Annotated in this window: 35 protein-coding genes; all 35 read left to right on the top strand. The window is 67.2% G+C overall.

Translation table 11 applies throughout. The annotated features are described in order from the left end of the window. Positions 1 to 478: 478 nt before the first annotated feature. The 35 genes from rpsL to rplQ all read left to right on the top strand — a co-directional run bounded on the left by rpsL (position 479) and on the right by rplQ (position 24,858). Positions 479 to 850 carry a 30S ribosomal protein S12 gene (rpsL, locus tag ACF1BE_RS21000; protein ID WP_003948652.1) on the top strand — a complete coding sequence of 124 codons (372 nt, stop codon included), beginning with the start codon at positions 479 to 481 and terminating at the stop codon, positions 848 to 850. 2 nt (positions 851 to 852) lie between these two features. Continuing rightward, a complete protein-coding gene (gene rpsG, locus ACF1BE_RS20995; protein WP_007384059.1) occupies positions 853 to 1,323 on the top strand; it encodes a 30S ribosomal protein S7 in 471 nt (156 codons plus the stop codon). A 39-nt stretch (positions 1,324 to 1,362) separates the two neighbouring features. Further along, complete coding sequence (gene fusA, locus ACF1BE_RS20990; RefSeq protein ID WP_392200530.1) at positions 1,363 to 3,489, top strand: elongation factor G; 2,127 nt, start codon at positions 1,363 to 1,365, stop codon at positions 3,487 to 3,489. Positions 3,490 to 3,646: 157 nt separating this feature from the next. Beyond that, positions 3,647 to 4,840, top strand: coding sequence for an elongation factor Tu (gene tuf, locus ACF1BE_RS20985; protein ID WP_361991941.1), 1,194 nt, complete (start codon positions 3,647 to 3,649; stop codon positions 4,838 to 4,840). 178 nt (positions 4,841 to 5,018) lie between these two features. After that, positions 5,019 to 8,066, top strand: a complete 3,048-nt coding sequence (locus ACF1BE_RS20980) for a glycosyl hydrolase 115 family protein (RefSeq protein ID WP_392200529.1) — start codon at positions 5,019 to 5,021, stop codon at positions 8,064 to 8,066. Between the two features lie 433 nt (positions 8,067 to 8,499). Beyond that, entirely contained in the window at positions 8,500 to 8,808 is a 309-nt protein-coding gene (gene rpsJ / locus ACF1BE_RS20975) for a 30S ribosomal protein S10 (protein WP_003948644.1), read from the top strand. 18 nt (positions 8,809 to 8,826) lie between these two features. Next, positions 8,827 to 9,471, top strand: coding sequence for a 50S ribosomal protein L3 (gene rplC, locus ACF1BE_RS20970; RefSeq protein ID WP_020135811.1), 645 nt, complete (start codon positions 8,827 to 8,829; stop codon positions 9,469 to 9,471). Between the two features lie 8 nt (positions 9,472 to 9,479). Then, positions 9,480 to 10,136 (top strand): 50S ribosomal protein L4, encoded by a 657-nt coding sequence (rplD, locus tag ACF1BE_RS20965; RefSeq protein ID WP_392200528.1) that lies wholly within the window; start codon positions 9,480 to 9,482, stop codon positions 10,134 to 10,136. Continuing rightward, entirely contained in the window at positions 10,136 to 10,555 is a 420-nt protein-coding gene (rplW, locus tag ACF1BE_RS20960) for a 50S ribosomal protein L23 (RefSeq protein WP_392200527.1), read from the top strand. Before rplD ends, rplW begins: the two co-directional genes overlap by 1 nt. A 39-nt stretch (positions 10,556 to 10,594) precedes the next feature. Beyond that, positions 10,595 to 11,431: a 50S ribosomal protein L2 gene (gene rplB / locus ACF1BE_RS20955; protein WP_030601203.1), complete on the top strand. Its 837-nt coding sequence runs from the start codon at positions 10,595 to 10,597 to the stop codon at positions 11,429 to 11,431. A 12-nt stretch (positions 11,432 to 11,443) separates the two neighbouring features. Beyond that, complete coding sequence (gene rpsS, locus ACF1BE_RS20950) at positions 11,444 to 11,725, top strand: 30S ribosomal protein S19 (protein ID WP_031076666.1); 282 nt, start codon at positions 11,444 to 11,446, stop codon at positions 11,723 to 11,725. Between the two features lie 43 nt (positions 11,726 to 11,768). Continuing rightward, positions 11,769 to 12,116: a 50S ribosomal protein L22 gene (rplV, locus tag ACF1BE_RS20945; RefSeq protein WP_026252021.1), complete on the top strand. Its 348-nt coding sequence runs from the start codon at positions 11,769 to 11,771 to the stop codon at positions 12,114 to 12,116. Then, complete coding sequence (gene rpsC / locus ACF1BE_RS20940) at positions 12,116 to 12,937, top strand: 30S ribosomal protein S3 (RefSeq protein ID WP_370263032.1); 822 nt, start codon at positions 12,116 to 12,118, stop codon at positions 12,935 to 12,937. Before rplV ends, rpsC begins: the two co-directional genes overlap by 1 nt. Before the next feature lie 5 nt (positions 12,938 to 12,942). Beyond that, positions 12,943 to 13,362 (top strand): 50S ribosomal protein L16, encoded by a 420-nt coding sequence (gene rplP, locus ACF1BE_RS20935; protein ID WP_004927269.1) that lies wholly within the window; start codon positions 12,943 to 12,945, stop codon positions 13,360 to 13,362. Next, on the top strand, positions 13,362 to 13,586 hold the full coding sequence (rpmC, locus tag ACF1BE_RS20930; RefSeq protein ID WP_003998824.1) for a 50S ribosomal protein L29: 225 nt from the start codon (positions 13,362 to 13,364) through the stop codon (positions 13,584 to 13,586). Before rplP ends, rpmC begins: the two co-directional genes overlap by 1 nt. After that, positions 13,586 to 13,873 (top strand): 30S ribosomal protein S17, encoded by a 288-nt coding sequence (gene rpsQ / locus ACF1BE_RS20925; protein ID WP_003992363.1) that lies wholly within the window; start codon positions 13,586 to 13,588, stop codon positions 13,871 to 13,873. Before rpmC ends, rpsQ begins: the two co-directional genes overlap by 1 nt. Before the next feature lie 99 nt (positions 13,874 to 13,972). Beyond that, positions 13,973 to 14,341: a 50S ribosomal protein L14 gene (rplN, locus tag ACF1BE_RS20920; RefSeq protein ID WP_003998823.1), complete on the top strand. Its 369-nt coding sequence runs from the start codon at positions 13,973 to 13,975 to the stop codon at positions 14,339 to 14,341. A 2-nt stretch (positions 14,342 to 14,343) separates the two neighbouring features. Continuing rightward, on the top strand, positions 14,344 to 14,667 hold the full coding sequence (gene rplX / locus ACF1BE_RS20915) for a 50S ribosomal protein L24 (RefSeq protein WP_310764877.1): 324 nt from the start codon (positions 14,344 to 14,346) through the stop codon (positions 14,665 to 14,667). Continuing rightward, positions 14,667 to 15,224, top strand: a complete 558-nt coding sequence (gene rplE, locus ACF1BE_RS20910) for a 50S ribosomal protein L5 (RefSeq protein ID WP_016434630.1) — start codon at positions 14,667 to 14,669, stop codon at positions 15,222 to 15,224. Before rplX ends, rplE begins: the two co-directional genes overlap by 1 nt. A 5-nt stretch (positions 15,225 to 15,229) precedes the next feature. Next, positions 15,230 to 15,415, top strand: a complete 186-nt coding sequence (locus tag ACF1BE_RS20905) for a type Z 30S ribosomal protein S14 (RefSeq protein WP_003948630.1) — start codon at positions 15,230 to 15,232, stop codon at positions 15,413 to 15,415. 208 nt (positions 15,416 to 15,623) lie between these two features. Further along, on the top strand, positions 15,624 to 16,022 hold the full coding sequence (gene rpsH / locus ACF1BE_RS20900; RefSeq protein WP_007384075.1) for a 30S ribosomal protein S8: 399 nt from the start codon (positions 15,624 to 15,626) through the stop codon (positions 16,020 to 16,022). Between the two features lie 24 nt (positions 16,023 to 16,046). Further along, the gene (gene rplF, locus ACF1BE_RS20895) at positions 16,047 to 16,586 is read left to right on the top strand and encodes a 50S ribosomal protein L6 (RefSeq protein WP_121787372.1); all 540 of its coding nucleotides are present in this window, start codon (positions 16,047 to 16,049) and stop codon (positions 16,584 to 16,586) included. Between the two features lie 3 nt (positions 16,587 to 16,589). Further along, positions 16,590 to 16,973: a 50S ribosomal protein L18 gene (rplR, locus tag ACF1BE_RS20890; protein WP_356818725.1), complete on the top strand. Its 384-nt coding sequence runs from the start codon at positions 16,590 to 16,592 to the stop codon at positions 16,971 to 16,973. 41 nt (positions 16,974 to 17,014) lie between these two features. Beyond that, positions 17,015 to 17,623 carry a 30S ribosomal protein S5 gene (rpsE, locus tag ACF1BE_RS20885; protein WP_007384078.1) on the top strand — a complete coding sequence of 203 codons (609 nt, stop codon included), beginning with the start codon at positions 17,015 to 17,017 and terminating at the stop codon, positions 17,621 to 17,623. Then, complete coding sequence (rpmD, locus tag ACF1BE_RS20880; protein ID WP_392200526.1) at positions 17,623 to 17,805, top strand: 50S ribosomal protein L30; 183 nt, start codon at positions 17,623 to 17,625, stop codon at positions 17,803 to 17,805. Before rpsE ends, rpmD begins: the two co-directional genes overlap by 1 nt. Positions 17,806 to 17,807: 2 nt before the next feature. Further along, a complete protein-coding gene (rplO, locus tag ACF1BE_RS20875; protein ID WP_392200525.1) occupies positions 17,808 to 18,263 on the top strand; it encodes a 50S ribosomal protein L15 in 456 nt (151 codons plus the stop codon). Between the two features lie 189 nt (positions 18,264 to 18,452). Further along, the gene (gene secY, locus ACF1BE_RS20870) at positions 18,453 to 19,769 is read left to right on the top strand and encodes a preprotein translocase subunit SecY (protein WP_392200524.1); all 1,317 of its coding nucleotides are present in this window, start codon (positions 18,453 to 18,455) and stop codon (positions 19,767 to 19,769) included. Further along, complete coding sequence (locus ACF1BE_RS20865) at positions 19,769 to 20,431, top strand: adenylate kinase (RefSeq protein ID WP_392200523.1); 663 nt, start codon at positions 19,769 to 19,771, stop codon at positions 20,429 to 20,431. The genes secY and ACF1BE_RS20865 overlap by 1 nt, the downstream gene beginning before the upstream one ends. A 130-nt stretch (positions 20,432 to 20,561) precedes the next feature. After that, positions 20,562 to 21,398 carry a type I methionyl aminopeptidase gene (gene map, locus ACF1BE_RS20860; RefSeq protein WP_392200675.1) on the top strand — a complete coding sequence of 279 codons (837 nt, stop codon included), beginning with the start codon at positions 20,562 to 20,564 and terminating at the stop codon, positions 21,396 to 21,398. Positions 21,399 to 21,560: 162 nt separating this feature from the next. Beyond that, positions 21,561 to 21,782 (top strand): translation initiation factor IF-1, encoded by a 222-nt coding sequence (gene infA / locus ACF1BE_RS20855; RefSeq protein ID WP_003948620.1) that lies wholly within the window; start codon positions 21,561 to 21,563, stop codon positions 21,780 to 21,782. Positions 21,783 to 21,842: 60 nt separating this feature from the next. Next, positions 21,843 to 21,956 (top strand): 50S ribosomal protein L36, encoded by a 114-nt coding sequence (gene rpmJ / locus ACF1BE_RS20850; protein ID WP_003998809.1) that lies wholly within the window; start codon positions 21,843 to 21,845, stop codon positions 21,954 to 21,956. 196 nt (positions 21,957 to 22,152) lie between these two features. Continuing rightward, a complete protein-coding gene (gene rpsM, locus ACF1BE_RS20845) occupies positions 22,153 to 22,533 on the top strand; it encodes a 30S ribosomal protein S13 (protein WP_121787367.1) in 381 nt (126 codons plus the stop codon). Between the two features lie 64 nt (positions 22,534 to 22,597). Then, entirely contained in the window at positions 22,598 to 23,002 is a 405-nt protein-coding gene (gene rpsK / locus ACF1BE_RS20840; protein WP_121787366.1) for a 30S ribosomal protein S11, read from the top strand. 152 nt (positions 23,003 to 23,154) lie between these two features. Beyond that, complete coding sequence (locus ACF1BE_RS20835) at positions 23,155 to 24,177, top strand: DNA-directed RNA polymerase subunit alpha (RefSeq protein ID WP_003966937.1); 1,023 nt, start codon at positions 23,155 to 23,157, stop codon at positions 24,175 to 24,177. Positions 24,178 to 24,366: 189 nt separating this feature from the next. Continuing rightward, the gene (gene rplQ, locus ACF1BE_RS20830; RefSeq protein WP_392200522.1) at positions 24,367 to 24,858 is read left to right on the top strand and encodes a 50S ribosomal protein L17; all 492 of its coding nucleotides are present in this window, start codon (positions 24,367 to 24,369) and stop codon (positions 24,856 to 24,858) included. Positions 24,859 to 24,888 lie beyond the last annotated feature (30 nt).

Here is a 24,888-nt window from a genome sequence, read left to right as displayed (position 1 = left end):
AGCCGGAGGGCGGCCATCCTGTTGACGGGGTGGCCGCCCTCCGGCGTACGGGGCGGGGCCCTGTGGGCGGGACGGCCGGCGCCCGGGCGGAACGGGACCGGCGGCGCCCGGAGGGCCGCTGAGCGGCGTCTGACCTGCGACGAGAGGTCGACCCGGCGCGGTGGTCGGAGTGTCGTCCCGCTGATCCGCTATCGCGTGGGAGTGCCCGCGGACGTATTGTCAAGGTCCGGCGTGTCGGCGCGAACCCCATTTGTTTTGACCACAGCCCATGAGGTAGGTACGCTCATACCTTGTGCCTGGGGTGTGCCCTGGCTCCTGTGCGTGCCTGTGAACCGCATGGCGAGCCGTGAGCGGCCACCGTGATCCGCGTCCTTCCCGCCTCGCGGCGGGAGTCTGGCGGATTCGACACACCCGACCGCGTGGGTCGGCGACGTTCCAGGTTAGCTGTACCCATCGGCACACAGAAACCGGAGAAGTAGTGCCTACGATCCAGCAGCTGGTCCGGAAGGGCCGGCAGGACAAGGTCGAGAAGAACAAGACGCCCGCACTCGAGGGTTCCCCTCAGCGGCGTGGCGTCTGCACGCGTGTGTTCACGACCACCCCGAAGAAGCCGAACTCGGCCCTGCGTAAGGTCGCGCGTGTGCGTCTGACCAGCGGGATCGAGGTCACCGCCTACATTCCGGGTGAGGGGCACAACCTGCAGGAGCACTCCATCGTGCTCGTGCGCGGCGGCCGTGTGAAGGACCTGCCCGGTGTTCGCTACAAGATCATCCGCGGTTCGCTCGACACCCAGGGTGTCAAGAACCGCAAGCAGGCCCGCAGCCGCTACGGCGCCAAGAAGGAGAAGTAAGAATGCCTCGTAAGGGCCCCGCCCCGAAGCGCCCGGTCATCATCGACCCGGTCTACGGTTCTCCTCTTGTCACGTCGCTGATCAACAAGGTGCTGCTGAACGGCAAGCGCTCCACCGCCGAGCGCATCGTGTACGGCGCCATGGAGGGTCTGCGCGAGAAGACCAGCAACGACCCGGTCATCACGCTCAAGCGCGCTCTCGAGAACATCAAGCCGACCCTCGAGGTCAAGTCCCGCCGTGTCGGTGGCGCGACGTACCAGGTCCCGGTCGAGGTCAAGCCCGGCCGTGCCAACACCCTGGCGCTGCGCTGGCTCGTCGGTTACTCCCGCGCCCGTCGCGAGAAGACCATGACCGAGCGTCTGCTGAACGAGCTCCTCGACGCGTCCAACGGCCTCGGCGCCGCTGTGAAGAAGCGTGAGGACACCCACAAGATGGCCGAGTCCAACAAGGCCTTCGCGCACTACCGCTGGTAGTCGCTACCCACATCGAGACCGAGAGAAGACTGAAGCCTTATGGCTACCACTTCACTTGACCTGGCCAAGGTCCGCAACATCGGGATCATGGCCCACATCGACGCGGGCAAGACGACCACCACCGAGCGGATCCTGTTCTACACCGGTGTGTCGTACAAGATCGGTGAGGTCCACGACGGCGCCGCGACCATGGACTGGATGGAGCAGGAGCAGGAGCGTGGCATCACGATCACCTCTGCTGCCACCACCTGTCACTGGCCGCTGGAGGACGTCGACCACACGATCAACATCATCGACACCCCGGGCCACGTCGACTTCACCGTCGAGGTGGAGCGTTCGCTGCGCGTGCTCGACGGTGCCGTGACGGTGTTCGACGGTGTCGCCGGCGTGGAGCCGCAGTCCGAGACCGTGTGGCGTCAGGCGGACCGCTACGGCGTCCCGCGCATCTGCTTCGTCAACAAGCTCGACCGGACCGGTGCCGAGTTCCACCGCTGCGTCGACATGATCACTGACCGCCTCGGCGCTCAGCCGATCGTCATGCAGCTCCCGATCGGTGCCGAGGCCGACTTCAAGGGCGTCGTCGACCTCGTGACGATGAAGGCCCTGGTCTGGTCCGCCGAGGCCACCAAGGGCGAGATGTACGACACCGTCGACATCCCGGCCACGCACACCGAGGCTGCCGAGGAGTGGCGCGGCAAGCTGCTCGAGGCCGTCGCGGAGAACGACGAAGAGATCATGGAGCTGTACCTGGAGGGCGAGGAGCCTTCCGTGGAGCAGCTGTACGCCGCGATCCGTCGTATCACCATCGCCTCCGGCAAGGGCACCGGCACCACGGTGACCCCGGTGTTCTGCGGTACCGCGTTCAAGAACAAGGGCGTCCAGCCCCTGCTCGACGCGGTCGTGCGCTACCTGCCGTCCCCGGTCGACATCGAGGCCATCGAGGGCCACGACGTCAAGGACCCGGAGAAGGTCGTCAAGCGCAAGCCGTCCGACGACGAGCCGCTGTCGGCGCTGGCGTTCAAGATCATGAGCGACCCGCACCTCGGCAAGCTCACCTTCGTCCGCGTGTACTCCGGCCGCCTGGAGTCCGGCACCTCGGTGCTGAACTCCGTCAAGGGCAAGAAGGAGCGCATCGGCAAGATCTACCGCATGCACGCCAACAAGCGTGAGGAGATCGACTCGGTGGGCGCCGGCGACATCGTCGCGGTCATGGGTCTGAAGCAGACCACGACCGGCGAGACGCTGTGCGACGACAAGCAGCCGGTGATCCTGGAGTCCATGGACTTCCCGGCGCCGGTCATCCAGGTCGCCATCGAGCCCAAGTCGAAGGGCGACCAGGAGAAGCTGGGCATCGCGATCCAGCGCCTGGCCGAGGAGGACCCGTCCTTCCAGGTCCACTCGGACGAGGAGACCGGCCAGACCATCATCGGCGGCATGGGCGAGCTGCACCTCGAGGTGCTGGTCGACCGTATGCGCCGTGAGTTCAAGGTCGAGGCCAACGTCGGTAAGCCGCAGGTGGCCTACCGTGAGACGATCCGCAAGGCCGTCGAGCGCGTCGACTACACCCACAAGAAGCAGACCGGTGGTACCGGTCAGTTCGCGAAGGTGCAGATCGGCATCGAGCCGCTCGAGGGTGGCGACACCTCGTACGAGTTCGTGAACAAGGTGACCGGTGGCCGCATCCCGAAGGAGTACATCCCTTCGGTGGACGCCGGTGCGCAGGAGGCCATGCAGTTCGGCATCCTCGCCGGCTACGAGATGACCGGCGTGCGCGTCATCCTCCACGACGGTGCCTACCACGAGGTCGACTCCTCCGAGCTCGCCTTCAAGATCGCCGGTTCGCAGGCCTTCAAGGAGGCCGCGCGCAAGGCCAGCCCCGTGCTGCTCGAGCCGATGATGGCCGTCGAGGTCACCACGCCCGAGGACTACATGGGCGAGGTCATCGGTGACATCAACTCCCGCCGTGGTCAGATCCAGGCCATGGAGGAGCGGGCAGGTGCCCGCGTCGTGAAGGGCCTCGTGCCCCTGTCGGAGATGTTCGGCTACGTCGGCGACCTCCGCAGCAAGACGTCGGGTCGCGCAAGCTACTCGATGCAGTTCGACTCCTACGCCGAGGTTCCGCGGAACGTCGCCGAGGAGATCATCGCGAAGGCCAAGGGCGAGTAACGCACCGCGTTAACACGCCGTAGGCTTGACTCCGGAGCCTCATGGGGCAAACAGCCGCAAAACGCGGATGTTCGCCCCGGGTTCCGGGCCTTTACAGCAAAGATCACCTGGCGCCGATGAAGTAAGGCGTACAGAACCACTCCACAGGAGGACCCCAGTGGCGAAGGCGAAGTTCGAGCGGACTAAGCCGCACGTCAACATCGGCACCATCGGTCACATCGACCACGGTAAGACGACCCTCACGGCCGCCATTACCAAGGTGCTGCACGACGCGTACCCGGACCTGAACGAGGCCACCCCGTTCGACAACATCGACAAGGCGCCCGAGGAGCGCCAGCGCGGTATCACCATCTCGATCGCGCACGTCGAGTACCAGACCGAGGCGCGTCACTACGCCCACGTCGACTGCCCTGGTCACGCGGACTACATCAAGAACATGATCACCGGTGCCGCGCAGATGGACGGCGCGATCCTGGTGGTCGCCGCCACCGACGGCCCGATGCCGCAGACCAAGGAGCACGTGCTCCTGGCCCGCCAGGTCGGCGTGCCGTACATCGTCGTCGCGCTGAACAAGGCCGACATGGTGGACGACGAGGAGATCCTGGAGCTCGTCGAGCTCGAGGTTCGTGAGCTCCTCTCCGAGTACGAGTTCCCCGGCGACGACCTCCCGGTCGTCAAGGTGTCCGCTCTGAAGGCCCTTGAGGGCGAGAAGGAGTGGGTGGACTCGGTCCTCAACCTGATGAACGCCGTCGACGAGTCGATCCCGCAGCCCGAGCGCGAGGTCGACAAGCCGTTCCTCATGCCGATCGAGGACGTCTTCACGATCACCGGTCGCGGTACGGTCGTCACCGGCCGTATCGAGCGTGGTGTCCTGAAGGTCAACGAGACCGTCGACATCATCGGCATCAAGACCGAGAAGACCACCACCACGGTCACCGGTATCGAGATGTTCCGCAAGCTGCTCGACGAGGGCCAGGCCGGTGAGAACGTCGGTCTGCTCCTCCGTGGCATCAAGCGCGAGGACGTCGAGCGCGGCCAGGTCATCATCAAGCCGGGCTCGGTCACCCCGCACACCGAGTTCGAGGCGCAGGCCTACATCCTGTCCAAGGACGAGGGTGGCCGCCACACGCCGTTCTTCAACAACTACCGTCCGCAGTTCTACTTCCGCACGACGGACGTGACCGGCGTGGTGACCCTCCCCGAGGGCACCGAGATGGTCATGCCGGGTGACAACACCGAGATGACGGTGGCGCTCATCCAGCCCGTGGCCATGGAAGAGGGCCTGAAGTTCGCCATCCGTGAGGGTGGTCGCACGGTGGGCGCCGGCCAGGTCACCAAGATCCTGAAGTAAGCTCCGCTTGCTTCCAGGTCACCAGCTGACCCAGAGGAGGCCCGTACGACTCCGGTCGTACGGGCCTCCTCTGCTTGTGTCCCGAAACTATTCGGCGTGCACGACCCGTTCCCCCCGCCGCTCCCTCCGCCCACTATTTGTCATGTCACTGACCAAATAGGAGTTGGAGGGGTGACACATGTCCTCTGCGCACGTCAGCCGTAGGACGGTAGTGGGCGGGACGGTCCTGGGTGCCGGGCTGGCCGCGCTGCCGGTGGGGACGCCGGGGACCGCGTCCGCCGCGGGAGAGGGGCCGCTCGTGACGGACCCGGGGGCCTACGTCTCCTTCACGGACGGGGTGTTCTCCCTCGTCGGCGCCCCCGTGGTGGTGAGCCCCGAGGACCACCCCGGCGTCGTACGCGTCGCGGGAGACCTGCGGGAGGACCTCGCGCGGGTCACGGGGGTGCGTCCGGGCGCCGCACTCGGCCGCTTCCCGGTCCTGCTCGGCACGATCGGCCGCAGCCCGCTGATCGACGGGCTGGTCCGGTCCGGGAAGCTGGACGTGACGGGCGTGCGCGGGAAGTGGGAGACCTCGCTCCAGACGGTCGTGGACCGCCCGCTGCCCGGCGTGGAGCGGGCGTTCGTCATCGCGGGCAGCGATCTGCGGGGCACCGTCTTCGGGGCCTACGACGTCTCGTACGGCATCGGTGTCTCGCCCTGGCACTGGTGGGACGACGTGCCGCCGGCCCGGCGCGACGCGGTGTGGGTGAAGGCCGGCCGCTTCACCCAGGGCACCCCGGTGGTGAGGTACCGGGGGATCTTCGTCAACGACGAGAACCCGGCGCTCGGCACCTGGGCGCCGGCGTACTTCGGGCCCGGGAAGGCGCCCGGCCACCCCGGGGGCTTCAACGCGGACTTCTACGCGAAGGTGTTCGAGGTGCTGCTGCGCCTGAAGGGCAACTACCTGTGGCCCGCGGTCTGGGGCCGGGCCTTCGCGGAGGACGACCCGGAGAACCACCGGCGGGCGGCCGAGTACGGCGTCGTCATCGGCACCTCCCACGAGGCGCCGATGATGCGGGGCATCGAGGAGTGGAACCGGCACGCCGGCTCCGGGACGGACCCCTACGGGGGCAACGGCGCTTGGTCGTACCGCCGCAACGCGGAAGCCGTCCGCCGGTACTGGCGCGCCGGCATCCAGCGCATGGTCGACCAGGACTTCGAGGGCGTGGTGACCCTCGGCATGCGGGGCAACGGCGACACCGGACTCCCCGACGGCGACGGCATCGAACTGATGCAGCAGATCATCGCCGACCAGCGCCGCATCATCGAGGAGGTGACCGGACGCCCTGCGTCCGAGACCCCGCAGGTGTGGACGCTGTACAAGGAGGTGCAGCGTTACTGGGACCGGGGCCTGCGCGCGCCCGACGACGTCACCGTGGTCCTCACCGACGACAACTGGGGCAACATCCGCAAGCACCCGGACGGTCCCCGCGCCGGCGGCTACGGCCTCTACTACCACTTCGACTACGTCGGCGCCGGCCGCAACTACAAGTGGGTCGACACGGCGAACCTGCGGAACGTCTGGGACCAGCTCCACCAGGCGCACGCCTACGGCAACCACGGCCTGTGGGTGGCCAACGTCGGCGATCTCAAGGGCAACGAACTCCCCACCGAGTTCTTCCTGACGTACGCCTGGAACCCCGCCGCCTGGCCCCTGGAGCGCCTCGGAGCATGGGAGGAACGCTACGCCCGCCAGAATTTCGGTGACGCCCAGGCACGGCGGATCGCCTCACTCCTGGCGGCCTACGGCCGGCTCCAGGCCCGCCGCAAGCCCGAACTCCTCAACCGCCGCATCACCGAGTCCGCCGGCACGGTGGTCAACGACGACCAGCGGAGCCCGTACTACTTCGCGCACCGCGAACTGGAGCGGGTCACCGCGGAGTGGCGCGAGCTGGGCCGCCGCGCGCAGGACATCGAGCGCCGGCTGCCCGCCCGGCTGCGGGACGCCTGGTTCGAACTGGCCGGCTACGCGGTGACGGCGACCGCGAACCTGTACGAGCTCCGGGAGGCCGAGTTCACCAACCTGCTCCACGCCCGGCAGGGCCGGTCCACGGCCGACGACCTCGCGGCACGGGCGGAAGCGGCCCTGGCCCGCGATCTCGCGCTGGCCGAACGCTTCGGCTCCGCGGTGGCGGGCGGGAAATGGCGGGGCTTCCAGACCCAGCCGCACATCGACTACGGGGACGTGGACCGGTACGGGCCCGACGCGGGCTGGCAGCAGCCGGAGAAGGACGGCGTCGCCCTGCCGGACGTGCTCTTCCCGGCCGTCCGGCGCATCGAGGTGCCGCAGGCGGCGGAGCTGGGCGTGTCGGTCGACGGGGCGGAGGACGCGGGGGAGTGGTGGCCGGGAGGCGCCGCGGGCGGCAGGGAGGCGGTGCTGCCGTCGTTCAGCCCCTGCCAGACCCGCCCCCAGCAGTACGTGGAGATCTTCAACCGGGGCCGGACGCCGTTCACCTACGAGGTGCGGACGTCGGCGCCCTGGCTGCGCGTGGACCGCCCGAGCGGCCGGGTCGAACAGCAGGTCCGGCTGGAGGTCGGCGTGGACTGGTCGCGGGCCCCCACGGGCCGCGCGGAGGCGACGCTGACCGTGACCGGGGCCGGTTCGTCGGTGCCGGTGCGCTGCGTGACGGAACGGCCGTCGTCGCGGGCCCCGCGGGGATTCGTGGAGGCCGGCGGATACGTGGCGATCGACGCCGAGCACCACCACCGGGCGGTCGGCCCGTGGCGCCGTATCGACGGCATCGGACGTACGGGCGCGGGTGTGACCCCCTGGCCGGTGACCGCGGCCCGCCGCACCCCCGGCGGCTCCTCCCCGCACCTGGAGTACGAGGTGACCCTCCTGGCGGAGCCCGGCACCGAGGTGACGGTCTGGGCCCACCTCTCCCCCCGCAACGCGGCTCTGCCCCGGACCACCGGCCTGCGCTACGGCATCTCGCTCGACGACGGCCCCGTCCGCACCGTGGACATCACGGCGGGAGCCGACGACGGCGCGCTCAACGCGGTATGGGCCCGGCACACCTCGGACAACATCAACGCGACGGCCACCCGGCACACGGTGACGAGGGCCGGCGCCCAGCCGCTGCGATTCTGGATGGTGGACCCGACGGTGGTGCTCCAGCGCCTGCTGATCGACACGGGAGGCCTGCCGGCGTCGTACCTGGGCCCGCTGGAGAGCCGGCGGGTGTAGCGGTCGCGACGGCCCCGGGTTTGACCTACGTCACTATCGGGGTAATCTCTTCCGCTCGATTGGCGGAGCACCTGTCCTGTATGGCAGACTGTCCGAGTTGCTCGGTCGAGTGTTGATGCTGCGCGCCTCCCGCCGGGAGGACCGGAAGCGAGTCCCACAGTACTCGTCGCCCTAACTGCCACCACGGCAGCGCTGGGGCGGACGTACGGGAATCTTTCGGGAAGTGCGGTGCGGCACCGGCCAGGCACCCGGTGGGCCTTTCGCCCCCGGCCTACGGTTCCGGAAGGGCCGTGTGCATTCCCCCGCAGGGATGTTCGAACAAGGGACATCCGTGTCAGCGGGAACGCGACACGCCCGACCTCGTGGGTCGGAAGAAAGGATACGGAACCACCGGGTTCCAGAGCGTGAGAAGAGACAGGACTACTGAGTAGCCATGGCGGGACAGAAGATCCGCATTCGGCTCAAGGCCTACGACCACGAGGTCATCGACTCTTCGGCGAAGAAGATCGTCGAGACTGTGACGCGCACGGGCGCGTCGGTCGCGGGCCCGGTGCCGCTGCCCACTGAGAAGAACGTGTACTGCGTCATCAAGTCGCCGCACAAGTACAAGGACTCGCGCGAGCACTTCGAGATGCGCACGCACAAGCGCCTGATCGACATCCTCGACCCGACTCCCAAGACCGTTGACTCTCTGATGCGACTCGACCTCCCGGCCGGTGTCGACATCGAGATCAAGCTCTGAGGCCGGGTGATCTGAGAGATGGCTAAGCAGATCAAGGGCATCCTGGGCGAGAAGCTCGGCATGACGCAGGTGTGGGACGAGAACAACCGTGTTGTTCCGGTCACCGTCGTCAAGGCCGGCCCCAACGTCGTCACCCAGGTCCGTACGAACGATGTCGACGGCTACGAGTCCGTCCAGATCGCATTCGGCGAGATCGACCCGCGCAAGGTGAACAAGCCCCTCAAGGGCCACTTCGCCAAGGCCGACGTCACTCCCCGCCGCCACCTCGTCGAGATCCGTACCGCTGACGCCAGCGAGTACACCCTCGGCCAGGAGATCACCGCTGAGGTGTTCGAGGCCGGCATCAAGGTCGACGTGACCGGCAAGAGCAAGGGCAAGGGTTTCGCCGGTGTCATGAAGCGTCACAACTTCAAGGGCCTCGGCGCCGGACACGGCACCCAGCGCAAGCACCGCTCGCCCGGCTCCATCGGTGGCTGTGCCACCCCGGGCCGCGTGTTCAAGGGCCTCCGCATGGCGGGTCGCATGGGCAACGAGCGGGTCACCACCCAGAACCTGACCGTCCACGCCGTTGACGCGGAGAAGGGTCTGCTGCTCATCAAGGGCGCGGTTCCCGGTCCGAACGGCGGCCTCGTCCTGGTCCGCACCGCGGCCAAGGGGGCCTGAGGTAACCGATGAGCACTGTTGACATCCTTTCGCCGGCGGGCGACAAGGCCGGTTCGGTCGAGCTCCCCGCGGAGATCTTCGACGTCGAAAAGATCAGCATTCCGCTGATCCACCAGGTCGTCGTCGCACAGCTGGCCGCTGCCCGCCAGGGCACGCACAAGACCAAGACCCGCGGCGAAGTCCGTGGTGGCGGCAAGAAGCCGTACCGCCAGAAGGGCACCGGCCGCGCCCGTCAGGGTTCGACCCGTGCGCCGCAGTTCGCCGGCGGTGGCGTCGTCCACGGCCCGCAGCCGCGTGACTACTCGCAGCGGACCCCGAAGAAGATGAAGGCCGCGGCCCTGCGCCACGCCCTCACCGACCGGGCCCGTCACAACCGCATCCACGTCGTCTCCGGCGTGATCGAGGGCGAGAACCCCAGCACGAAGGCCGCCAAGAGCCTGTTCGGCAAGATCTCGGAGCGCAAGAACCTGCTCCTGGTCGTCGAGCGCGCCGACGAGGCCGCGTGGCTGTCCGCCCGCAACCTGCCCCAGGTCCACATCCTGGAGCCGGGCCAGCTGAACACGTACGACGTTCTCGTCTCGGACGACGTGGTCTTCACCCAGGCCGCTTTCGAGTCCTTCGTGTCCGGCCCGAAGGCCACTGACACCGAAGGGAGCGAGGTCTGATGGCCATCCGTCACCCCGCTATCGCCTCGAAGGCCGCCAAGGCCGCCAAGGCCGCGCGCGTCGCCAAGGCGCGTCGCCACGCCGCCGAGGGCAAGAACACGGTCGAGACCCCGCTGAGCAAGTCCTTCACGGACCCCCGTGACGTGCTGCTCAAGCCGGTCGTCTCCGAGAAGAGCTACGCGCTCCTCGACGAGAACAAGTACACGTTCATCGTCGCCCCGGGCGCCAACAAGACCCAGATCAAGCAGGCCGTCCAGGCGGTCTTCGACGTCAAGGTCACCGGGGTCAACACGATCAACCGCCAGGGCAAGCGCAAGCGCACGAAGACCGGCTTCGGTCAGCGTGCCGGCAGCCGGCGCGCGATCGTGACCCTCGCCGAGGGCGACCGTATCGACATCTTCGGCGGTCCGACCGCCTGAGGGCGGTCGGATCGTCCGATATCGGACGAGGACTGAGAAATGGGAATCCGCAAGTACAAGCCGACTACGCCGGGCCGTCGTGGCGCCAGCGTCGCCGACTTCGTCGAGGTCACGCGGTCCACGCCGGAGAAGTCGCTGGTCCGTCCCCTGCACAGCAAGGGCGGCCGTAACAACGCCGGTCGTGTGACCGTTCGCCACCAGGGTGGCGGACACAAGCGCGCCTACCGCGTGATCGACTTCCGTCGTCACGACAAGGACGGCGTGCCGGCGAAGGTCGCGCACATCGAGTACGACCCCAACCGCACCGCGCGTATCGCGCTGCTGCACTACGCGGACGGCGAGAAGCGCTACATCCTCGCCCCGCGTAACCTCCAGCAGGGCGACACCGTGGAGAACGGTCCCGGGGCCGACATCAAGCCGGGCAACAACCTGGCCCTCCGCAACATCCCGGTCGGTACCACGATCCACGCGATCGAGCTCCGTCCCGGTGGCGGTGCCAAGTTCGCCCGCTCCGCCGGTGCCTCCGTGCAGCTGCTCGCGAAGGAGGGCGCCTACGCCCACCTGCGCATGCCGTCCGGTGAGATCCGCCTGGTCGACGTCCGCTGCCGCGCCACCGTCGGTGAGGTCGGCAACGCCGAGCAGAGCAACATCAACTGGGGCAAGGCGGGCCGCAAGCGGTGGCTGGGCGTTCGCCCGACCGTCCGTGGTGTGGTCATGAACCCGGTCGACCACCCGCACGGTGGTGGTGAGGGCCGGACCTCCGGTGGTCGCCACCCCGTGTCCCCGTGGGGCAAGAAGGAAGGCCGTACTCGTTCGCCCAAGAAGGCGTCGAACAAGTACATCGTCCGCCGCCGCAAGACGAACAAGAAGCGCTAAGGACGGGTTGAGATGCCTCGTAGCTTGAAGAAGGGGCCCTTCGTCGACGACCACCTGATCAAGAAGGTGGACTCGCAGAACGAAGCCGGCACCAAGAACGTCATCAAGACCTGGTCCCGTCGCTCGATGATCGTCCCGGCCATGCTCGGCCACACGATCGCGGTGCACAACGGCAAGACCCACATCCCGGTGTTCGTCACCGAGTCGATGGTCGGCCACAAGCTCGGCGAGTTCTCGCCGACCCGCACCTTCCGGGGCCACGTCAAGGATGACCGGAAGTCGAAGCGCCGCTAGCAGCGGATCGCATTCAGACACGTAAGTAACTGAAGGGACAACCATGGAAGCCAGGGCCCAGGCGCGGTACATCCGCGTCACGCCCATGAAGGCCCGCCGCGTGGTGGACCTCATCCGTGGCATGGACGCCACGGAGGCCCAGGCCGTCCTGCGATTCGCTCCGCAGGCCGCCTCCGTGCCGGTCGGCAAGGTGCTCGACAGCGCCATCGCCAACGCCGCGCACAACTACGACCACACCGACGTCGACAGCCTCGTCATTTCCGAGGCCTACGTCGACGAGGGCCCGACCCTGAAGCGGTTCCGTCCGCGTGCCCAGGGCCGTGCCTACCGGATCCGCAAGCGGACCAGCCACATCACCGTGGTCGTCAGCAGCAAGGAAGGAACCCGGTAATGGGCCAGAAGGTAAACCCGCACGGGTTCCGGCTCGGTGTCACCACCGACTTCAAGTCGCGTTGGTACGCCGACAAGCTGTACAAGGACTACGTCAAGGAAGACGTCGCCATCCGTCGGATGATGACGTCCGGCATGGAGCGCGCCGGCATCTCCAAGGTGGAGATCGAGCGCACCCGTGACCGCGTGCGTGTGGACATCCACACCGCTCGTCCGGGCATCGTCATCGGCCGCCGTGGCGCCGAGGCCGACCGCATCCGCGGTGACCTCGAGAAGCTCACGGGCAAGCAGGTCCAGCTGAACATCCTCGAGGTCAAGAGCCCCGAGACCGATGCCCAGCTGGTCGCCCAGGCCGTCGCCGAGCAGCTCTCCTCCCGCGTCTCCTTCCGTCGTGCCATGCGCAAGAGCATGCAGGGCACGATGAAGGCCGGCGCCAAGGGCATCAAGATCCAGTGCGGTGGCCGCCTCGGTGGCGCCGAGATGTCCCGCTCGGAGTTCTACCGCGAGGGCCGCGTGCCCCTGCACACGCTCCGCGCGAACGTGGACTACGGCTTCTTCGAGGCCAAGACGACCTTCGGCCGCATCGGTGTGAAGGTCTGGATCTACAAGGGCGACGTCAAGAACATCGCCGAGGTCCGCGCCGAGAACGCTGCGGCCCGTGCGGGTAACCGCCCGGCCCGTGGCGGTGCCGACCGCCCGGCCCGTGGTGGCCGCGGTGGCGAGCGGCGCGGTCGCAAGCCGCAGCAGGCTGCCGGCGCCGAGGCCCCCAAGGCCGAGGCTCCCGCGTCCGCTCCGGCTGAGAGCACCGGAACGGAGGCCTGACCGACATGCTGATCCCCCGTAGGGTCAAGCACCGCAAGCAGCACCACCCGAAGCGCCGCGGTCAGGCCAAGGGTGGTACGACGGTCGCGTTCGGCGAGTACGGCATTCAGGCCCTCACGCCGGCGTACGTGACCAACCGCCAGATCGAGGCGGCTCGTATCGCGATGACCCGCCACATCAAGCGTGGCGGCAAGGTCTGGATCAACATCTACCCGGACCGCCCGCTGACCAAGAAGCCCGCCGAGACCCGCATGGGTTCCGGTAAGGGTTCCCCCGAGTGGTGGATCGCGAACGTTCACCCGGGCCGGGTGATGTTCGAACTGTCCTACCCGAACGAGAAGATCGCCCGTGAGGCGCTTACTCGCGCAGCCCACAAGCTGCCGATGAAGTGCCGGATCGTCAAGCGCGAGGCAGGTGAAGCGTGATGTCGGCCGGTACCAAGGCGTCCGAGCTGCGCGAACTGGGTGACGAGGAGCTTCTGGCGAAGCTTCGCGAAGCCAAGGAAGAGCTGTTCAACCTCCGCTTCCAGGCGGCGACGGGTCAGCTCGAGAACCACGGTCGGCTCAAGGCCGTCCGCAAGGACATCGCGCGGATCTACACCCTGATGCGTGAGCGCGAGCTGGGCATCGAGACGGTGGAGAGCGCCTGATGAGTGAGAGCAACGTGACTGAGCAGACTGCAGAGGCCCGCGGCTTCCGCAAGACCCGTGAGGGTCTCGTCGTCAGCGACAAGATGGACAAGACCGTCGTCGTCGCCGTCGAGGACCGTGTCAAGCACGCGCTGTACGGCAAGGTCATCCGCCGTACGAACAAGCTCAAGGCCCACGACGAGCAGAACGCCGCGGGTGTCGGCGACCGTGTCCTCCTCATGGAGACCCGGCCGCTGTCCGCGACGAAGCGCTGGCGCGTCGTCGAGATCCTCGAGAAGGCCAAGTAATTCCTGCGGGCAAACCCGCAGGTCAGTTCCGCCAGGCTCGGCAGGGGTCCTCGTCACTGAGGCCCCTGCCGGGAACCGGCAGACGATCAGGAGATAGACGTGATCCAGCAGGAGTCGCGACTGCGCGTCGCCGACAACACTGGTGCGAAGGAAATCCTTTGCATCCGTGTGCTCGGTGGCTCCGGTCGCCGCTACGCGGGCATCGGTGACGTCATCGTCGCCACCGTCAAGGACGCGATCCCCGGTGGCAACGTGAAGAAGGGTGACGTCGTCAAGGCGGTCATCGTTCGCACCGTCAAGGAGCGCCGCCGTCCGGACGGCTCGTACATCCGCTTCGACGAGAACGCCGCCGTCATTCTGAAGAACGACGGTGACCCTCGCGGCACCCGCATCTTCGGCCCGGTCGGGCGCGAGCTGCGCGAGAAGAAGTTCATGAAGATCATCTCGCTGGCTCCGGAGGTGCTGTAAGCATGAAGATCAAGAAGGGCGACCTGGTCCAGGTCATCACCGGCAAGGACAAGGGCAAGCAGGGCAAGGTCATTGCCGCTTACCCGCGCGAGGACCGCGTCCTGGTCGAGGGTGTCAACCGGGTCAAGAAGCACACCAAGGCCGGCCCGACCGCCAGCGGTTCCCAGGCCGGCGGCATCGTGACCACCGAGGCCCCGATCCACGTGTCCAACGTTCAGCTGGTCGTGGAGAAGGACGGCAACAAGGTCGTCACGCGCGTCGGTTACCGCTTCGACGACGAGGGCAACAAGATCCGCGTTGCCAAGCGGACGGGTGAGGACATCTGATGGCTACCACCACGACTCCGCGTCTGAAGCAGAAGTACCGCGAGGAGATCGCGGGCAAGCTGCGTGACGAGTTCAAGTACGAGAACGTCATGCAGATCCCCGGTCTCGTCAAGATCGTGGTCAACATGGGTGTGGGCGACGCCGCCCGCGACTCCAAGCTGATCGAGGGCGCCATCCGCGACCTCACCACGATCACCGGTCAGAAGCCGGCCGTCACCAAGGCCCGCAAGTCCATCGCGCAGTTCAAGCTGCGTGAGGGTCAGCCGATCGGCGCCCACGTCACGCTTCGTGGCGACCGCATGTGGGAGTTCCTGGACCGCACCCTGTCGCTCGCGCTGCCGCGCATCCGCGACTTCCGTGGTCTGTCCCCCAAGCAGTTCGACGGCCGTGGCAACTACACCTTCGGTCTCACGGAGCAGGTCATGTTCCACGAGATCGACCAGGACAAGATCGACCGTGTCCGGGGTATGGACATCACCGTGGTCACCACGGCGACCAACGACGCTGAGGGCCGCGCGCTCCTTCGTCACCTCGGCTTCCCCTTCAAGGAGGCGTGAGCGAGATGGCGAAGAAGGCTCTGATCGCTAAGGCTGCTCGCAAGCCCAAGTTCGGTGTGCGTGGCTACACCCGCTGCCAGCGCTGCGGCCGTCCGCACTCCGTGTACCGCAAGTTCGGCCTGTGCCGCGTGTGCCTTCGTGAGATGGCTCACCGTGGCGAGCTGCCGGGCGTGACCAAGAGCTCCTGGTAATCCCCTTCCAGGGATTCCGGAAGCTCTCGGTAAGCATCTGGGTCGGCAGAGGCCCGTCTCCGCATGCCGTAGGCTAGCGGGGTTGGGCGTCTGCCGCCCGTACGACTTACTACGCCGTAGGTCCACCGCGCCGCACCCGTCCCGTCTCGGATCGGGGAGAGGGATGGCGCACCAGGAAACCCCGGCGAGAGAGGCCGAAGGCCAATTCATGACCATGACTGATCCGATCGCAGACATGCTTACGCGTCTGCGGAACGCGAACTCGGCATACCACGACTCCGTGACGATGCCGGCATCGAAGATCAAGTCTCACATCGCGGAGATCCTCCAGCAGGAGGGCTTCATCACGGGCTGGAAGGTCGAGGACGCCGAAGTCGGCAAGAACCTCGTCCTGGAGCTGAAGTTCGGCCCCAACCGTGAGCGCTCCATCGCGGGGATCAAGCGCATCTCCAAGCCCGGTCTCCGGGTGTACGCGAAGTCCACCAACCTGCCCAAGGTGCTGGGCGGCCTCGGCGTGGCGATCATCTCCACGTCGCACGGTCTCCTCACCGACAAGCAGGCCGGCAAGAAGGGCGTGGGTGGGGAAGTCCTCGCCTACGTCTGGTAGCGGAAGGGAACGGAGGAAACAGCTATGTCGCGCATCGGCAAGCTCCCCATCGCGGTTCCCGCCGGCGTGGACGTCACCATCGACGGCCGTACGGTCAAGGTCAAGGGCCCCAAGGGCGAACTGACCCACACCGTCGTGGCACCGATCGAGATCGTCAAGGGTGAGGACGGCGTTCTGAACGTCACCCGCCCCAACGACGAGCGTCAGAACAAGGCCCTCCACGGCCTGTCCCGCACGCTGGTGGCGAACATGATCACCGGCGTGACCACGGGTTACGTGAAGAAGCTCGAGATCAGTGGTGTCGGTTACCGTGTGACCGCCAAGGGCGCGAACCTCGAGTTCGCGCTCGGCTACAGCCACCCGATCGTGGTCGAGGCCCCCGAGGGCATCACCTTCAAGGTCGAGGCGCCTACGCGTTTCTCGGTCGAGGGCATCGACAAGCAGAAGGTCGGCGAGGTTGCGGCCAACATCCGCAAGCTGCGCAAGCCCGACCCGTACAAGGCCAAGGGCGTCAAGTACGAGGGCGAAGTCATCCGCCGCAAGGTCGGAAAGGCGGGTAAGTAAGCCATGGCATACGGACAGAAGATCCTCAAGGGCGACGCTTACAAGCGCGCCGCGATCAAGCGTCGCCACATCCGGATCCGCAAGCACATCTCGGGTACGGCTGAGCGTCCGCGCCTCGTCGTGACGCGCTCCAACCGCCACATCGTGGCCCAGGTCATCGACGACATCAAGGGTCACACCCTGGCGTCGGCGTCGACCCTGGACACCACGATCCGCGGTGGCGAGGGCGACAAGTCCGCGCAGGCCAAGCAGGTCGGCGCCCTGGTCGCCGAGCGTGCCAAGGCCGCCGGTGTCGAGGCTGTCGTATTCGACCGTGGTGGCAACCAGTACGCCGGGCGCATCGCCGCTCTGGCGGACGCCGCCCGCGAAGCCGGCCTGAAGTTCTGAGCCGGTTCCGTAGCTAGCGGAAACAGAGAGAGGTAATTCCAATGGCTGGACCCCAGCGCCGCGGTGGCGGTGCCGGTGGCGGCGAGCGGCGGGACCGGAAGGGCCGTGACGGCGGCGCAGCTGCCGCCGAGAAGACCGCGTACGTTGAGCGCGTCGTCGCGATCAACCGCGTCGCCAAGGTTGTGAAGGGTGGTCGTCGCTTCAGCTTCACCGCGCTGGTCGTGGTGGGCGACGGTGACGGCACCGTGGGTGTCGGATACGGCAAGGCCAAGGAGGTGCCGGCCGCCATCGCCAAGGGTGTTGAGGAGGCCAAGAAGCACTTCTTCAAGGTCCCCCGCATCCAGGGCACCATCCCGCACCCGATCACGGGCGAGAAGGCTGCGGGCGTCGTCCTGCTCAAGCCGGCTTCCCCCGGTACCGGCGTCATCGCCGGTGGCCCGGTGCGTGCCGTGCTCGAGTGCGCCGGCGTGCACGACATCCTGTCGAAGTCGCTCGGCTCGTCGAACGCGATCAACATCGTGCACGCGACCGTGGCGGCCCTGAAGGGCCTGCAGCGTCCCGAGGAGATCGCGGCTCGCCGTGGTCTGCCCCTCGAGGACGTCGCTCCCGCGGCTCTGCTGCGTGCGCGTGCCGGGGCTGGTGCTGCGTAATGGCTCAGCTCAGGATCACGCAGGTCAAGTCCTACATCGGCAGCAAGCAGAACCACCGTGACACTCTGCGGTCGCTTGGTCTCAAGGGGATCAACACCGTGGTCGTCAAGGAGGACCGCCCCGAGTTCCGCGGCATGGTGCACACCGTCCGCCACCTCGTGACGGTCGAGGAGGTCGACTGATCATGGCGGAGAACAACCCGCTCAAGATCCACAACCTCCGTCCCGCCCCGGGCGCCAAGACCGCGAAGACCCGTGTGGGTCGTGGTGAGGCGTCGAAGGGTAAGACGGCCGGTCGTGGTACCAAGGGCACCAAGGCCCGCTACCAGGTTCCGGAGCGCTTCGAGGGTGGCCAGATGCCCCTCCACATGCGTCTCCCGAAGCTGAAGGGCTTCAGGAACCCGTTCAAGACCGAGTTCCAGGTCGTGAACCTCGACAAGCTGGCCGCGCTCTACCCCGAGGGTGGCGAGGTCACCGTCGAGTCGCTGATCGCGAAGGGTGCCGTTCGCAAGAACAGCCTCGTCAAGGTCCTCGGCCAGGGCGAGATCTCCGTGGCGCTCCAGGTGACGGTCGACGCCGTCTCCGGTTCCGCCAAGGAGAAGATCACCGCCGCCGGCGGTACGGTCACCGAGCTCGTCTGAGTCGCTCAGGCGACGCCTCGATGACGTAGACGAACCCGACCGGGGATACCTCACAATGAGGTATCCCCGGTTGGTCGTTCCTAGGGAGGCAGTGTCGCCGGTATGGTGGCCTGCACTGTTCTTTTTCGTATTCGTCGAACCTCAGACCGTCACCCTTGACGCAGTTGCGCGGGGGTCGCAGGAGGCACCGTGCTCACCGCGTTCGCCCGGGCGTTCAGGACGCCCGACCTGCGCAAGAAGCTGCTCTTCACGCTGGGCATCATCGTGGTCTACCGGGTCGGTACCCACATCCCGATCCCCGGCGTCAACTACCAGGCCGTCCAGAAGTGTGTGAACGAGGCGTCGGGCAACCAGGGCCTGTTCGGCCTCGTGAACATGTTCAGCGGTGGCGCGCTGCTCCAGATCACGGTCTTCGCGCTCGGCATCATGCCGTACATCACCGCCAGCATCATCCTTCAGCTGCTGACCGTGGTCATCCCACGCCTGGAGGCCCTGAAGAAGGAGGGCCAGGCCGGCACGGCGAAGATCACGCAGTACACGCGCTACCTGACGGTGGCGCTCGCCATCCTCCAGGGCACCGGCCTGGTCGCCACCGCCCGCAGCGGCGCTCTCTTCAGCGGCTGCTCGGTCGCGTCGAGCATCGTTCCCGATCAGGCCATCTTCACGACGATCACCATGGTCATCTGCATGACCGCGGGTACCGCCGTCGTGATGTGGCTCGGTGAACTGGTCACCGACCGCGGTATCGGCAACGGCATGTCGATCCTGATGTTCATCTCGATCGCCGCGACGTTCCCGTCCGCGCTGTGGGCCATCAAGAAGCAGGGCACGCTGGCCGGCGGCTGGATCGAGTTCGGCACCGTCATCGCCGTGGGCCTGGTCATGGTCGGGCTCGTCGTCTTCGTCGAGCAGGCCCAGCGCCGCGTCCCGGTGCAGTACGCGAAGCGGATGATCGGCCGCCGGTCCTACGGCGGTACGTCCACCTACATCCCGCTCAAGGTGAACCAGGCGGGTGTGATCCCCGTCATCTTCGCCTCGTCGCTGCTCTACATCCCGGCACTCGTGGCCCAGTTCGCGGGGAACGACAAGTCGGGCTGGAAGACCTGGGTCGAGCAGAACCTCACCAAGGGCGACCACCCGGTCTACATCACCACGTACTTCCTGCTGATCGTTTTCTTCGCGTTCTTCTATGTGGCGATCTCCTTCAACCCCGAGGAAGTCGCCGACAACATGAAGAAGTATGGTGGCTTCATCCCGGGCATCCGGGCTGGCCGACCGACCGCTGAGTACCTCAGCTACGTGCTCAACCGGATCACCTGGCCGGGTTCGCTGTATCTGGGCCTGATCGCTCTCGTACCGACAATGGCGTTGGTGGGCTTTGGGGCAAGCCAGAACTTCCCCTTCGGCGGCACCAGCATCCTCATCATCGTGGGTGTCGGCCTCGAGACGGTGAAGCAGATCGAGAGCCAGCTCCAGCAGCGCAATTACGAAGGGTTCCTCCGCTGATGCGTATCGTCCTCGTCGGGCCGCCGGGTGCTGGTAAGGGAACGCAAGCTGTTCGGCTCGCAGAGAAGCTGGGCATCCCGCACATCTCCACGGGCGACCTGTTCCGGGCCAACATCAGCCAGCAGACCGAGCTGGGCAAGCTCGCGAAGTCCTACATGGACGCCGGCAACCTCGTACCCGACGAGGTCACCATCGCGATGGCCAAGGACCGCATGGAGCAGCCGGACGCCGAGGACGGTTTCCTGCTGGACGGCTTCCCGCGCAACGTCTCGCAGGCCCAGGCCCTGGACGAGCTGCTGGAGACCGAGGGCATCACGCTGGACGCGGTCCTGGACCTGGAGGTCCCCGAGGACGAGGTCGTCAAGCGGATCGCCGGCCGGCGCATCTGCCGCAACGACTCCTCGCACGTCTTCCACGTGACGTACAGCCCGCCGAAGCGGGAGGGCGTGTGCGACGTCTGCGGTGGTGAGCTGTACCAGCGCGACGACGACTCCGAGGAGACCGTCCGCAAGCGGCTGGAGGTCTACCACACGCAGACCGAGCCGATCATCGACTACTACAAGGCGCAGGGCCTGGTCGTGACGATCTCCGCCCTGGGCCCCGTGGACGAGATCACGCAGCGGGCGCTGGAGGCCCTCAAGCGCGAGAAGGCCGAGCAGTAGATCCCGGTCCTTTCCGGCCGCGGTGCCCCCCTCCTCCCGGATGCCGTCCGGGGAGACCCCCTGGGCGCCGCGGCCGTACTGTTGTGTAGGTAACCCAGTCGACGTGAGTGACGGAGAGCGCAGGCCCCCCATGGTGCAGATCAAGACCCCCGAGCAGATCGCCAGGATGCGGGCGGCGGGCCTGGTCGTCGCCGCCATCCACGCGGCCACGCGCGAGGCCGCCGTGCCGGGTGCCAGCACCAAGGACCTGGACGAGGTGGCCCGCAAGGTCCTCGCCGAGCACGGCGCGCGGTCGAACTTCCTCGGCTACGGCGGTTTCCCGGCCACCATCTGCACCTCCGTCAACGACGTCGTCGTGCACGGCATCCCCTCCGACGAGGTCGTCCTGAAGGACGGCGACATCATCTCCGTGGACTGTGGTGCGATCGTCGACGGCTGGCACGGCGACGCGGCCTACACGGCGTTCGTCGGCTCCGGCCACGCGCCGGAGCTGATCGAGCTGTCGCGGGTGACGGAGGAGTCGATGTGGGCGGGCATCGCGGCCATGAAGCCGGGCAGCCGCCTGGTCGACATCTCCCGGGCGATCGAGACGTACATCCGCCGCCAGCCCAAGCCCGGCGGCGGCAGGTACGGGATCATCGAGGACTACGGCGGCCACGGCATCGGCACCGAGATGCACATGGACCCGCACCTGCTGAACTACGTCGACCGCCGGCGCGGCAAGGGCCCGAAGCTGGTCCCCGGTTTCTGCCTGGCGATCGAGCCGATGGTCTCTCTCGGCACGCCGCGCACCGAGGTCCTCGAGGACGACTGGACCGTCATCACCACGGACGGCACCTGGTCCTCCCACTGGGAGCACTCGGTCGCCCTCACCGAGCAGGGGCCGCTGGTCCTGACCGCTCCGGACGGCGGCCGGGCGAAGCTGGCGGAGTACGGCATCACGACCGCTCCGGACCCTCTCGCATAAGGATCGCCCGCATGGGGCAGACTTCCTCGATTCGCCTTTCCGGGTGCGCCGACGTAGACTGACTCGTCGGCTCTCGTGCACCCGCATGTCCGCATGCTCCCGCAAGGGAATCTCAGGGAACGCCCGAGGGTCGATCAAGGTAGTCGATTCGAAGGGCAAAGCGTGGCCAAGAAGCAAGGTGCCATCGAGATCGAGGGCACTGTCGTTGAGTCTCTGCCGAACGCCATGTTCAAGGTCGAGCTCCAGAACGGCCACCAGGTCCTGGCGCACATCAGCGGCAAGATGCGTATGCACTACATCCGCATCCTCCCTGACGACCGGGTCGTGGTGGAGCTTTCTCCGTACGACCTCACGCGTGGCCGGATCGTCTACCGGTACAAGTAGATCTTGCCCGAGCCCCGGGCCCGCCCGGAGCGATGGCACTGACCCGGAGAACCTCACCCCATGAAGGTCAAGCCGAGCGTCAAGAAGATCTGCGACAAGTGCAGGGTGATCCGCCGTCACGGCCGGGTCATGGTCATCTGCGAGAACCCGCGCCACAAGCAGCGCCAGGGCTGACGCAGGAACACCACCCTCTGCACCGCTATCGCAGAGATTCGCGCGACGCGAGCTGAATATGTTCATACGCAGGGCCCAAGTCGTCGCGAGCGGCTTGACACCCCCGGTCGGAGGCCGGGGACCCGGTTCGTACCTGGTACGGCGGCCGGGAGCCGGTCCTGTGGAAGACCTCCGAAGATTCACCAGGAGCCATTGAATGGCACGCGTTTCCGGTGTCGACATCCCGCGCGACAAGCGCGTGGAGATCGCGCTCACCTACGTGTTCGGCATCGGCCGGACCCTCTCGAAGGAGACGCTGGCTGCGACCGGCGTCGACCCCAACGCCCGCGTCCGTGACCTGTCCGAAGAGCAGCTGGTCGCGATCCGCGAGTACGTCGACAACAACATCAAGACCGAGGGTGACCTCCGTCGCGAGATCCAGGCCGACATCCGCCGCAAGGTCGAGATCGGTACCTACCAGGGTCTCCGTCACCGTCGCGGTCTGCCCGTCCGCGGTCAGCGCACCAGCACCAACGCTCGTACCCGCAAGGGTCCGCGTCGCGCCATCGCCGGCAAGAAGAAGCCGGGCAAGAAGTAGTCCGCAGCGGACATCTGTCCACGGTCTTCGCTGTAGGACCGACCACCTCCCTAGGAGTAAGTAGATGCCCCCCAAGGGACGTCAGGGCGCCGTCAAGAAGGTGCGCCGCAAGGAAAAGAAGAACGTCGCTCATGGCAACGCCTACATCAAGAGCACGTTCAACAACACGATCGTCTCCATCACGGACCCGTCCGGCAACGTGATCTCCTGGGCCTCCGCCGGCCACGTCGGCTTCAAGGGCTCCCGGAAGTCCACGCCGTTCGCCGCGCAGATGGCCGCCGAGTCGGCTGCCCGCCGCGCGCAGGAGCACGGCATGCGCCGCGTCGATGTGTTCGTCAAGGGCCCGGGTGCCGGTCGTGAGACCGCGATCCGTTCCCTTCAGGCCACGGGTCTCGAGGTCGGCTCCATCCAGGACGTCACCCCGACCCCGCACAACGGCTGCCGCCCGCCGAAGCGTCGCCGCGTCTGACGCGTCGGCCGCGTGCCGGTCTGTGGTTCTCGGGCGGTACGGCTCTGTGAAAGGGCCGTATCGCCCGTACCCTTGCCATACCCGTGCGGTGAGAACGCACGGCTCCGTCGGACGTCAAATAGCGGGCGTCCACGAATGAAGGTGATCCACTCATGCTGATCGCTCAGCGTCCCTCGTTGACCGAAGAGGTCGTCGACGAGTTCCGCTCCCGGTTCGTGATCGAGCCGCTGGAGCCGGGCTTCGGCTACACCCTCGGCAACTCCCTGCGCCGTACCCTCCTGTCCTCGATCCCGGGTGCCGCCGTCACCTCGATCCGGATCGACGGCGTGCTGCACGAGTTCACCACCGTGCCGGGTGTCAAGGAGGACGTCACCGACCTGATCCTCAACATCAAGCAGCTGGTCGTCTCCTCGGAGCACGACGAGCCGGTCGTGATGTACCTGCGCAAGCAGGGCCCGGGTCTGGTCACCGCCGCCGACATCGCGCCCCCGGCCGGTGTCGAGGTGCACAACCCCGACCTCGTCCTCGCCACGCTCAACGGCAAGGGCAAGCTGGAGATGGAGCTGACCGTCGAGCGCGGTCGCGGTTACGTCTCCGCCGTGCAGAACAAGCAGGTGGGCCAGGAGATCGGCCGTATCCCGGTCGACTCCATCTACTCGCCGGTGCTGAAGGTCACGTACAAGGTCGAGGCCACGCGTGTCGAGCAGCGCACCGACTTCGACAAGCTGATCGTCGACGTCGAGACCAAGCAGGCGATGCGTCCGCGTGACGCCATGGCCTCCGCGGGCAAGACGCTGGTCGAGCTGTTCGGTCTCGCCCGCGAGCTGAACATCGACGCCGAGGGCATCGACATGGGTCCGTCCCCGACGGACGCCGCCCTGGCCGCCGACCTCGCGCTGCCGATCGAGGAGCTGGAGCTGACGGTCCGCTCCTACAACTGCCTCAAGCGTGAGGGCATCCACTCCGTGGGTGAGCTGGTCGCGCGCTCCGAGGCCGACCTGCTGGACATCCGCAACTTCGGTGCGAAGTCCATCGACGAGGTCAAGGCGAAGCTGGCCGGCATGGGCCTGGCCCTGAAGGACAGCCCGCCCGGATTCGACCCGACCGCCGCCGCCGACGCCTTCGGCGCCGACGACGACGCGGACGCCGGGTTCGTCGAGACCGAGCAGTACTAGAACCCGGTTCGGCCGCCGGATTCCGGCTGCCGGCCCGCTGTGGCCGGTCGCACGGTCCCCCGCGCCCCTCGGGGCGCGGACCCTCCGGGCGCCTTGCACAAGGCGCCCGGATCTCCGACGGGCGATCGCCCGCTCGGACACTGACCCCGGTACCTGACACGGCCGGGGCAGACACCTAGGAGAGACACCATGCCGAAGCCCACCAAGGGTGCCCGTCTGGGCGGCAGCGCCGCGCACGAGAAGATGCTCCTCGCGAACCTCGCGAAGGCGCTCTTCGAGCACGGCCGTATCACCACCACCGAGGCGAAGGCGCGCAAGCTGCGTCCGTACGCCGAGCGTCTGGTCACCAAGGCGAAGAAGGGCGACCTTCACAACCGCCGCCAGGTGCTCCAGGTCATCACGGACAAGAGCATCGTGCACACGCTCTTCACCGAGATCGGCCCGCGGTACGAGAACCGTCCGGGTGGCTACACCCGCATCACCAAGATCGGTAACCGCCGTGGCGACAACGCGCCCATGGCCGTCATCGAGCTGGTCGAGGCGCTGACGGTGCAGCAGAACGCCGTGGGTGAGGCCGAGGCCGCCACCAAGCGTGCGGTCAAGGAGTCCGACGAGGCCAAGGCCGAGGAGACCAAGGCCGAGGCCACCGAGGCTCCGGCCGAGGAGTCCAAGGACGCCTGAGGCTCCGCCTGACGCTGTGAGCGGGTCCGC

Source organism: Streptomyces sp. NPDC014991 (assembly GCF_043080665.1).
Taxonomy (GTDB): Bacteria; Actinomycetota; Actinomycetes; order Streptomycetales; family Streptomycetaceae; genus Streptomyces.
The sequence above is the reverse complement of the archived record's forward strand: the minus strand, read 5'-3'. Positions and strand labels throughout refer to the sequence as shown.

What these genes read in the sequence shown, in the direction of transcription:
- rpsQ (WP_003992363.1), top strand. Translation starts at nt 13,586, where the DNA reads ATGAGTGAGAGCAACGTGACTGAGCAGACTGCAGAGGCCCGCGGCTTC.
- rplB (WP_030601203.1), top strand. Translation starts at nt 10,595, where the DNA reads ATGGGAATCCGCAAGTACAAGCCGACTACGCCGGGCCGTCGTGGCGCC.
- rplX (WP_310764877.1), top strand. Translation starts at nt 14,344, where the DNA reads ATGAAGATCAAGAAGGGCGACCTGGTCCAGGTCATCACCGGCAAGGAC.
- rpmJ (WP_003998809.1), top strand. Translation starts at nt 21,843, where the DNA reads ATGAAGGTCAAGCCGAGCGTCAAGAAGATCTGCGACAAGTGCAGGGTG.
- ACF1BE_RS20865 (WP_392200523.1), top strand. Translation starts at nt 19,769, where the DNA reads ATGCGTATCGTCCTCGTCGGGCCGCCGGGTGCTGGTAAGGGAACGCAA.
- rpsM (WP_121787367.1), top strand. Translation starts at nt 22,153, where the DNA reads ATGGCACGCGTTTCCGGTGTCGACATCCCGCGCGACAAGCGCGTGGAG.
- rpsH (WP_007384075.1), top strand. Translation starts at nt 15,624, where the DNA reads ATGACCATGACTGATCCGATCGCAGACATGCTTACGCGTCTGCGGAAC.
- fusA (WP_392200530.1), top strand. Translation starts at nt 1,363, where the DNA reads ATGGCTACCACTTCACTTGACCTGGCCAAGGTCCGCAACATCGGGATC.
- rpsS (WP_031076666.1), top strand. Translation starts at nt 11,444, where the DNA reads ATGCCTCGTAGCTTGAAGAAGGGGCCCTTCGTCGACGACCACCTGATC.
- map (WP_392200675.1), top strand. Translation starts at nt 20,562, where the DNA reads ATGGTGCAGATCAAGACCCCCGAGCAGATCGCCAGGATGCGGGCGGCG.
- ACF1BE_RS20905 (WP_003948630.1), top strand. Translation starts at nt 15,230, where the DNA reads ATGGCGAAGAAGGCTCTGATCGCTAAGGCTGCTCGCAAGCCCAAGTTC.
- rplV (WP_026252021.1), top strand. Translation starts at nt 11,769, where the DNA reads ATGGAAGCCAGGGCCCAGGCGCGGTACATCCGCGTCACGCCCATGAAG.
- rplF (WP_121787372.1), top strand. Translation starts at nt 16,047, where the DNA reads ATGTCGCGCATCGGCAAGCTCCCCATCGCGGTTCCCGCCGGCGTGGAC.
- rpsE (WP_007384078.1), top strand. Translation starts at nt 17,015, where the DNA reads ATGGCTGGACCCCAGCGCCGCGGTGGCGGTGCCGGTGGCGGCGAGCGG.
- rplP (WP_004927269.1), top strand. Translation starts at nt 12,943, where the DNA reads ATGCTGATCCCCCGTAGGGTCAAGCACCGCAAGCAGCACCACCCGAAG.
- rpsG (WP_007384059.1), top strand. Translation starts at nt 853, where the DNA reads ATGCCTCGTAAGGGCCCCGCCCCGAAGCGCCCGGTCATCATCGACCCG.
- ACF1BE_RS20980 (WP_392200529.1), top strand. Translation starts at nt 5,019, where the DNA reads ATGTCCTCTGCGCACGTCAGCCGTAGGACGGTAGTGGGCGGGACGGTC.
- rplQ (WP_392200522.1), top strand. Translation starts at nt 24,367, where the DNA reads ATGCCGAAGCCCACCAAGGGTGCCCGTCTGGGCGGCAGCGCCGCGCAC.
- rplW (WP_392200527.1), top strand. Translation starts at nt 10,136, where the DNA reads ATGGCCATCCGTCACCCCGCTATCGCCTCGAAGGCCGCCAAGGCCGCC.
- rplE (WP_016434630.1), top strand. Translation starts at nt 14,667, where the DNA reads ATGGCTACCACCACGACTCCGCGTCTGAAGCAGAAGTACCGCGAGGAG.
- rpmD (WP_392200526.1), top strand. Translation starts at nt 17,623, where the DNA reads ATGGCTCAGCTCAGGATCACGCAGGTCAAGTCCTACATCGGCAGCAAG.
- rpmC (WP_003998824.1), top strand. Translation starts at nt 13,362, where the DNA reads ATGTCGGCCGGTACCAAGGCGTCCGAGCTGCGCGAACTGGGTGACGAG.
- rplR (WP_356818725.1), top strand. Translation starts at nt 16,590, where the DNA reads ATGGCATACGGACAGAAGATCCTCAAGGGCGACGCTTACAAGCGCGCC.
- rplO (WP_392200525.1), top strand. Translation starts at nt 17,808, where the DNA reads ATGGCGGAGAACAACCCGCTCAAGATCCACAACCTCCGTCCCGCCCCG.
- rplC (WP_020135811.1), top strand. Translation starts at nt 8,827, where the DNA reads ATGGCTAAGCAGATCAAGGGCATCCTGGGCGAGAAGCTCGGCATGACG.
- ACF1BE_RS20835 (WP_003966937.1), top strand. Translation starts at nt 23,155, where the DNA reads ATGCTGATCGCTCAGCGTCCCTCGTTGACCGAAGAGGTCGTCGACGAG.
- rpsJ (WP_003948644.1), top strand. Translation starts at nt 8,500, where the DNA reads ATGGCGGGACAGAAGATCCGCATTCGGCTCAAGGCCTACGACCACGAG.
- rpsC (WP_370263032.1), top strand. Translation starts at nt 12,116, where the DNA reads ATGGGCCAGAAGGTAAACCCGCACGGGTTCCGGCTCGGTGTCACCACC.
- rpsK (WP_121787366.1), top strand. Translation starts at nt 22,598, where the DNA reads ATGCCCCCCAAGGGACGTCAGGGCGCCGTCAAGAAGGTGCGCCGCAAG.
- rplD (WP_392200528.1), top strand. Translation starts at nt 9,480, where the DNA reads ATGAGCACTGTTGACATCCTTTCGCCGGCGGGCGACAAGGCCGGTTCG.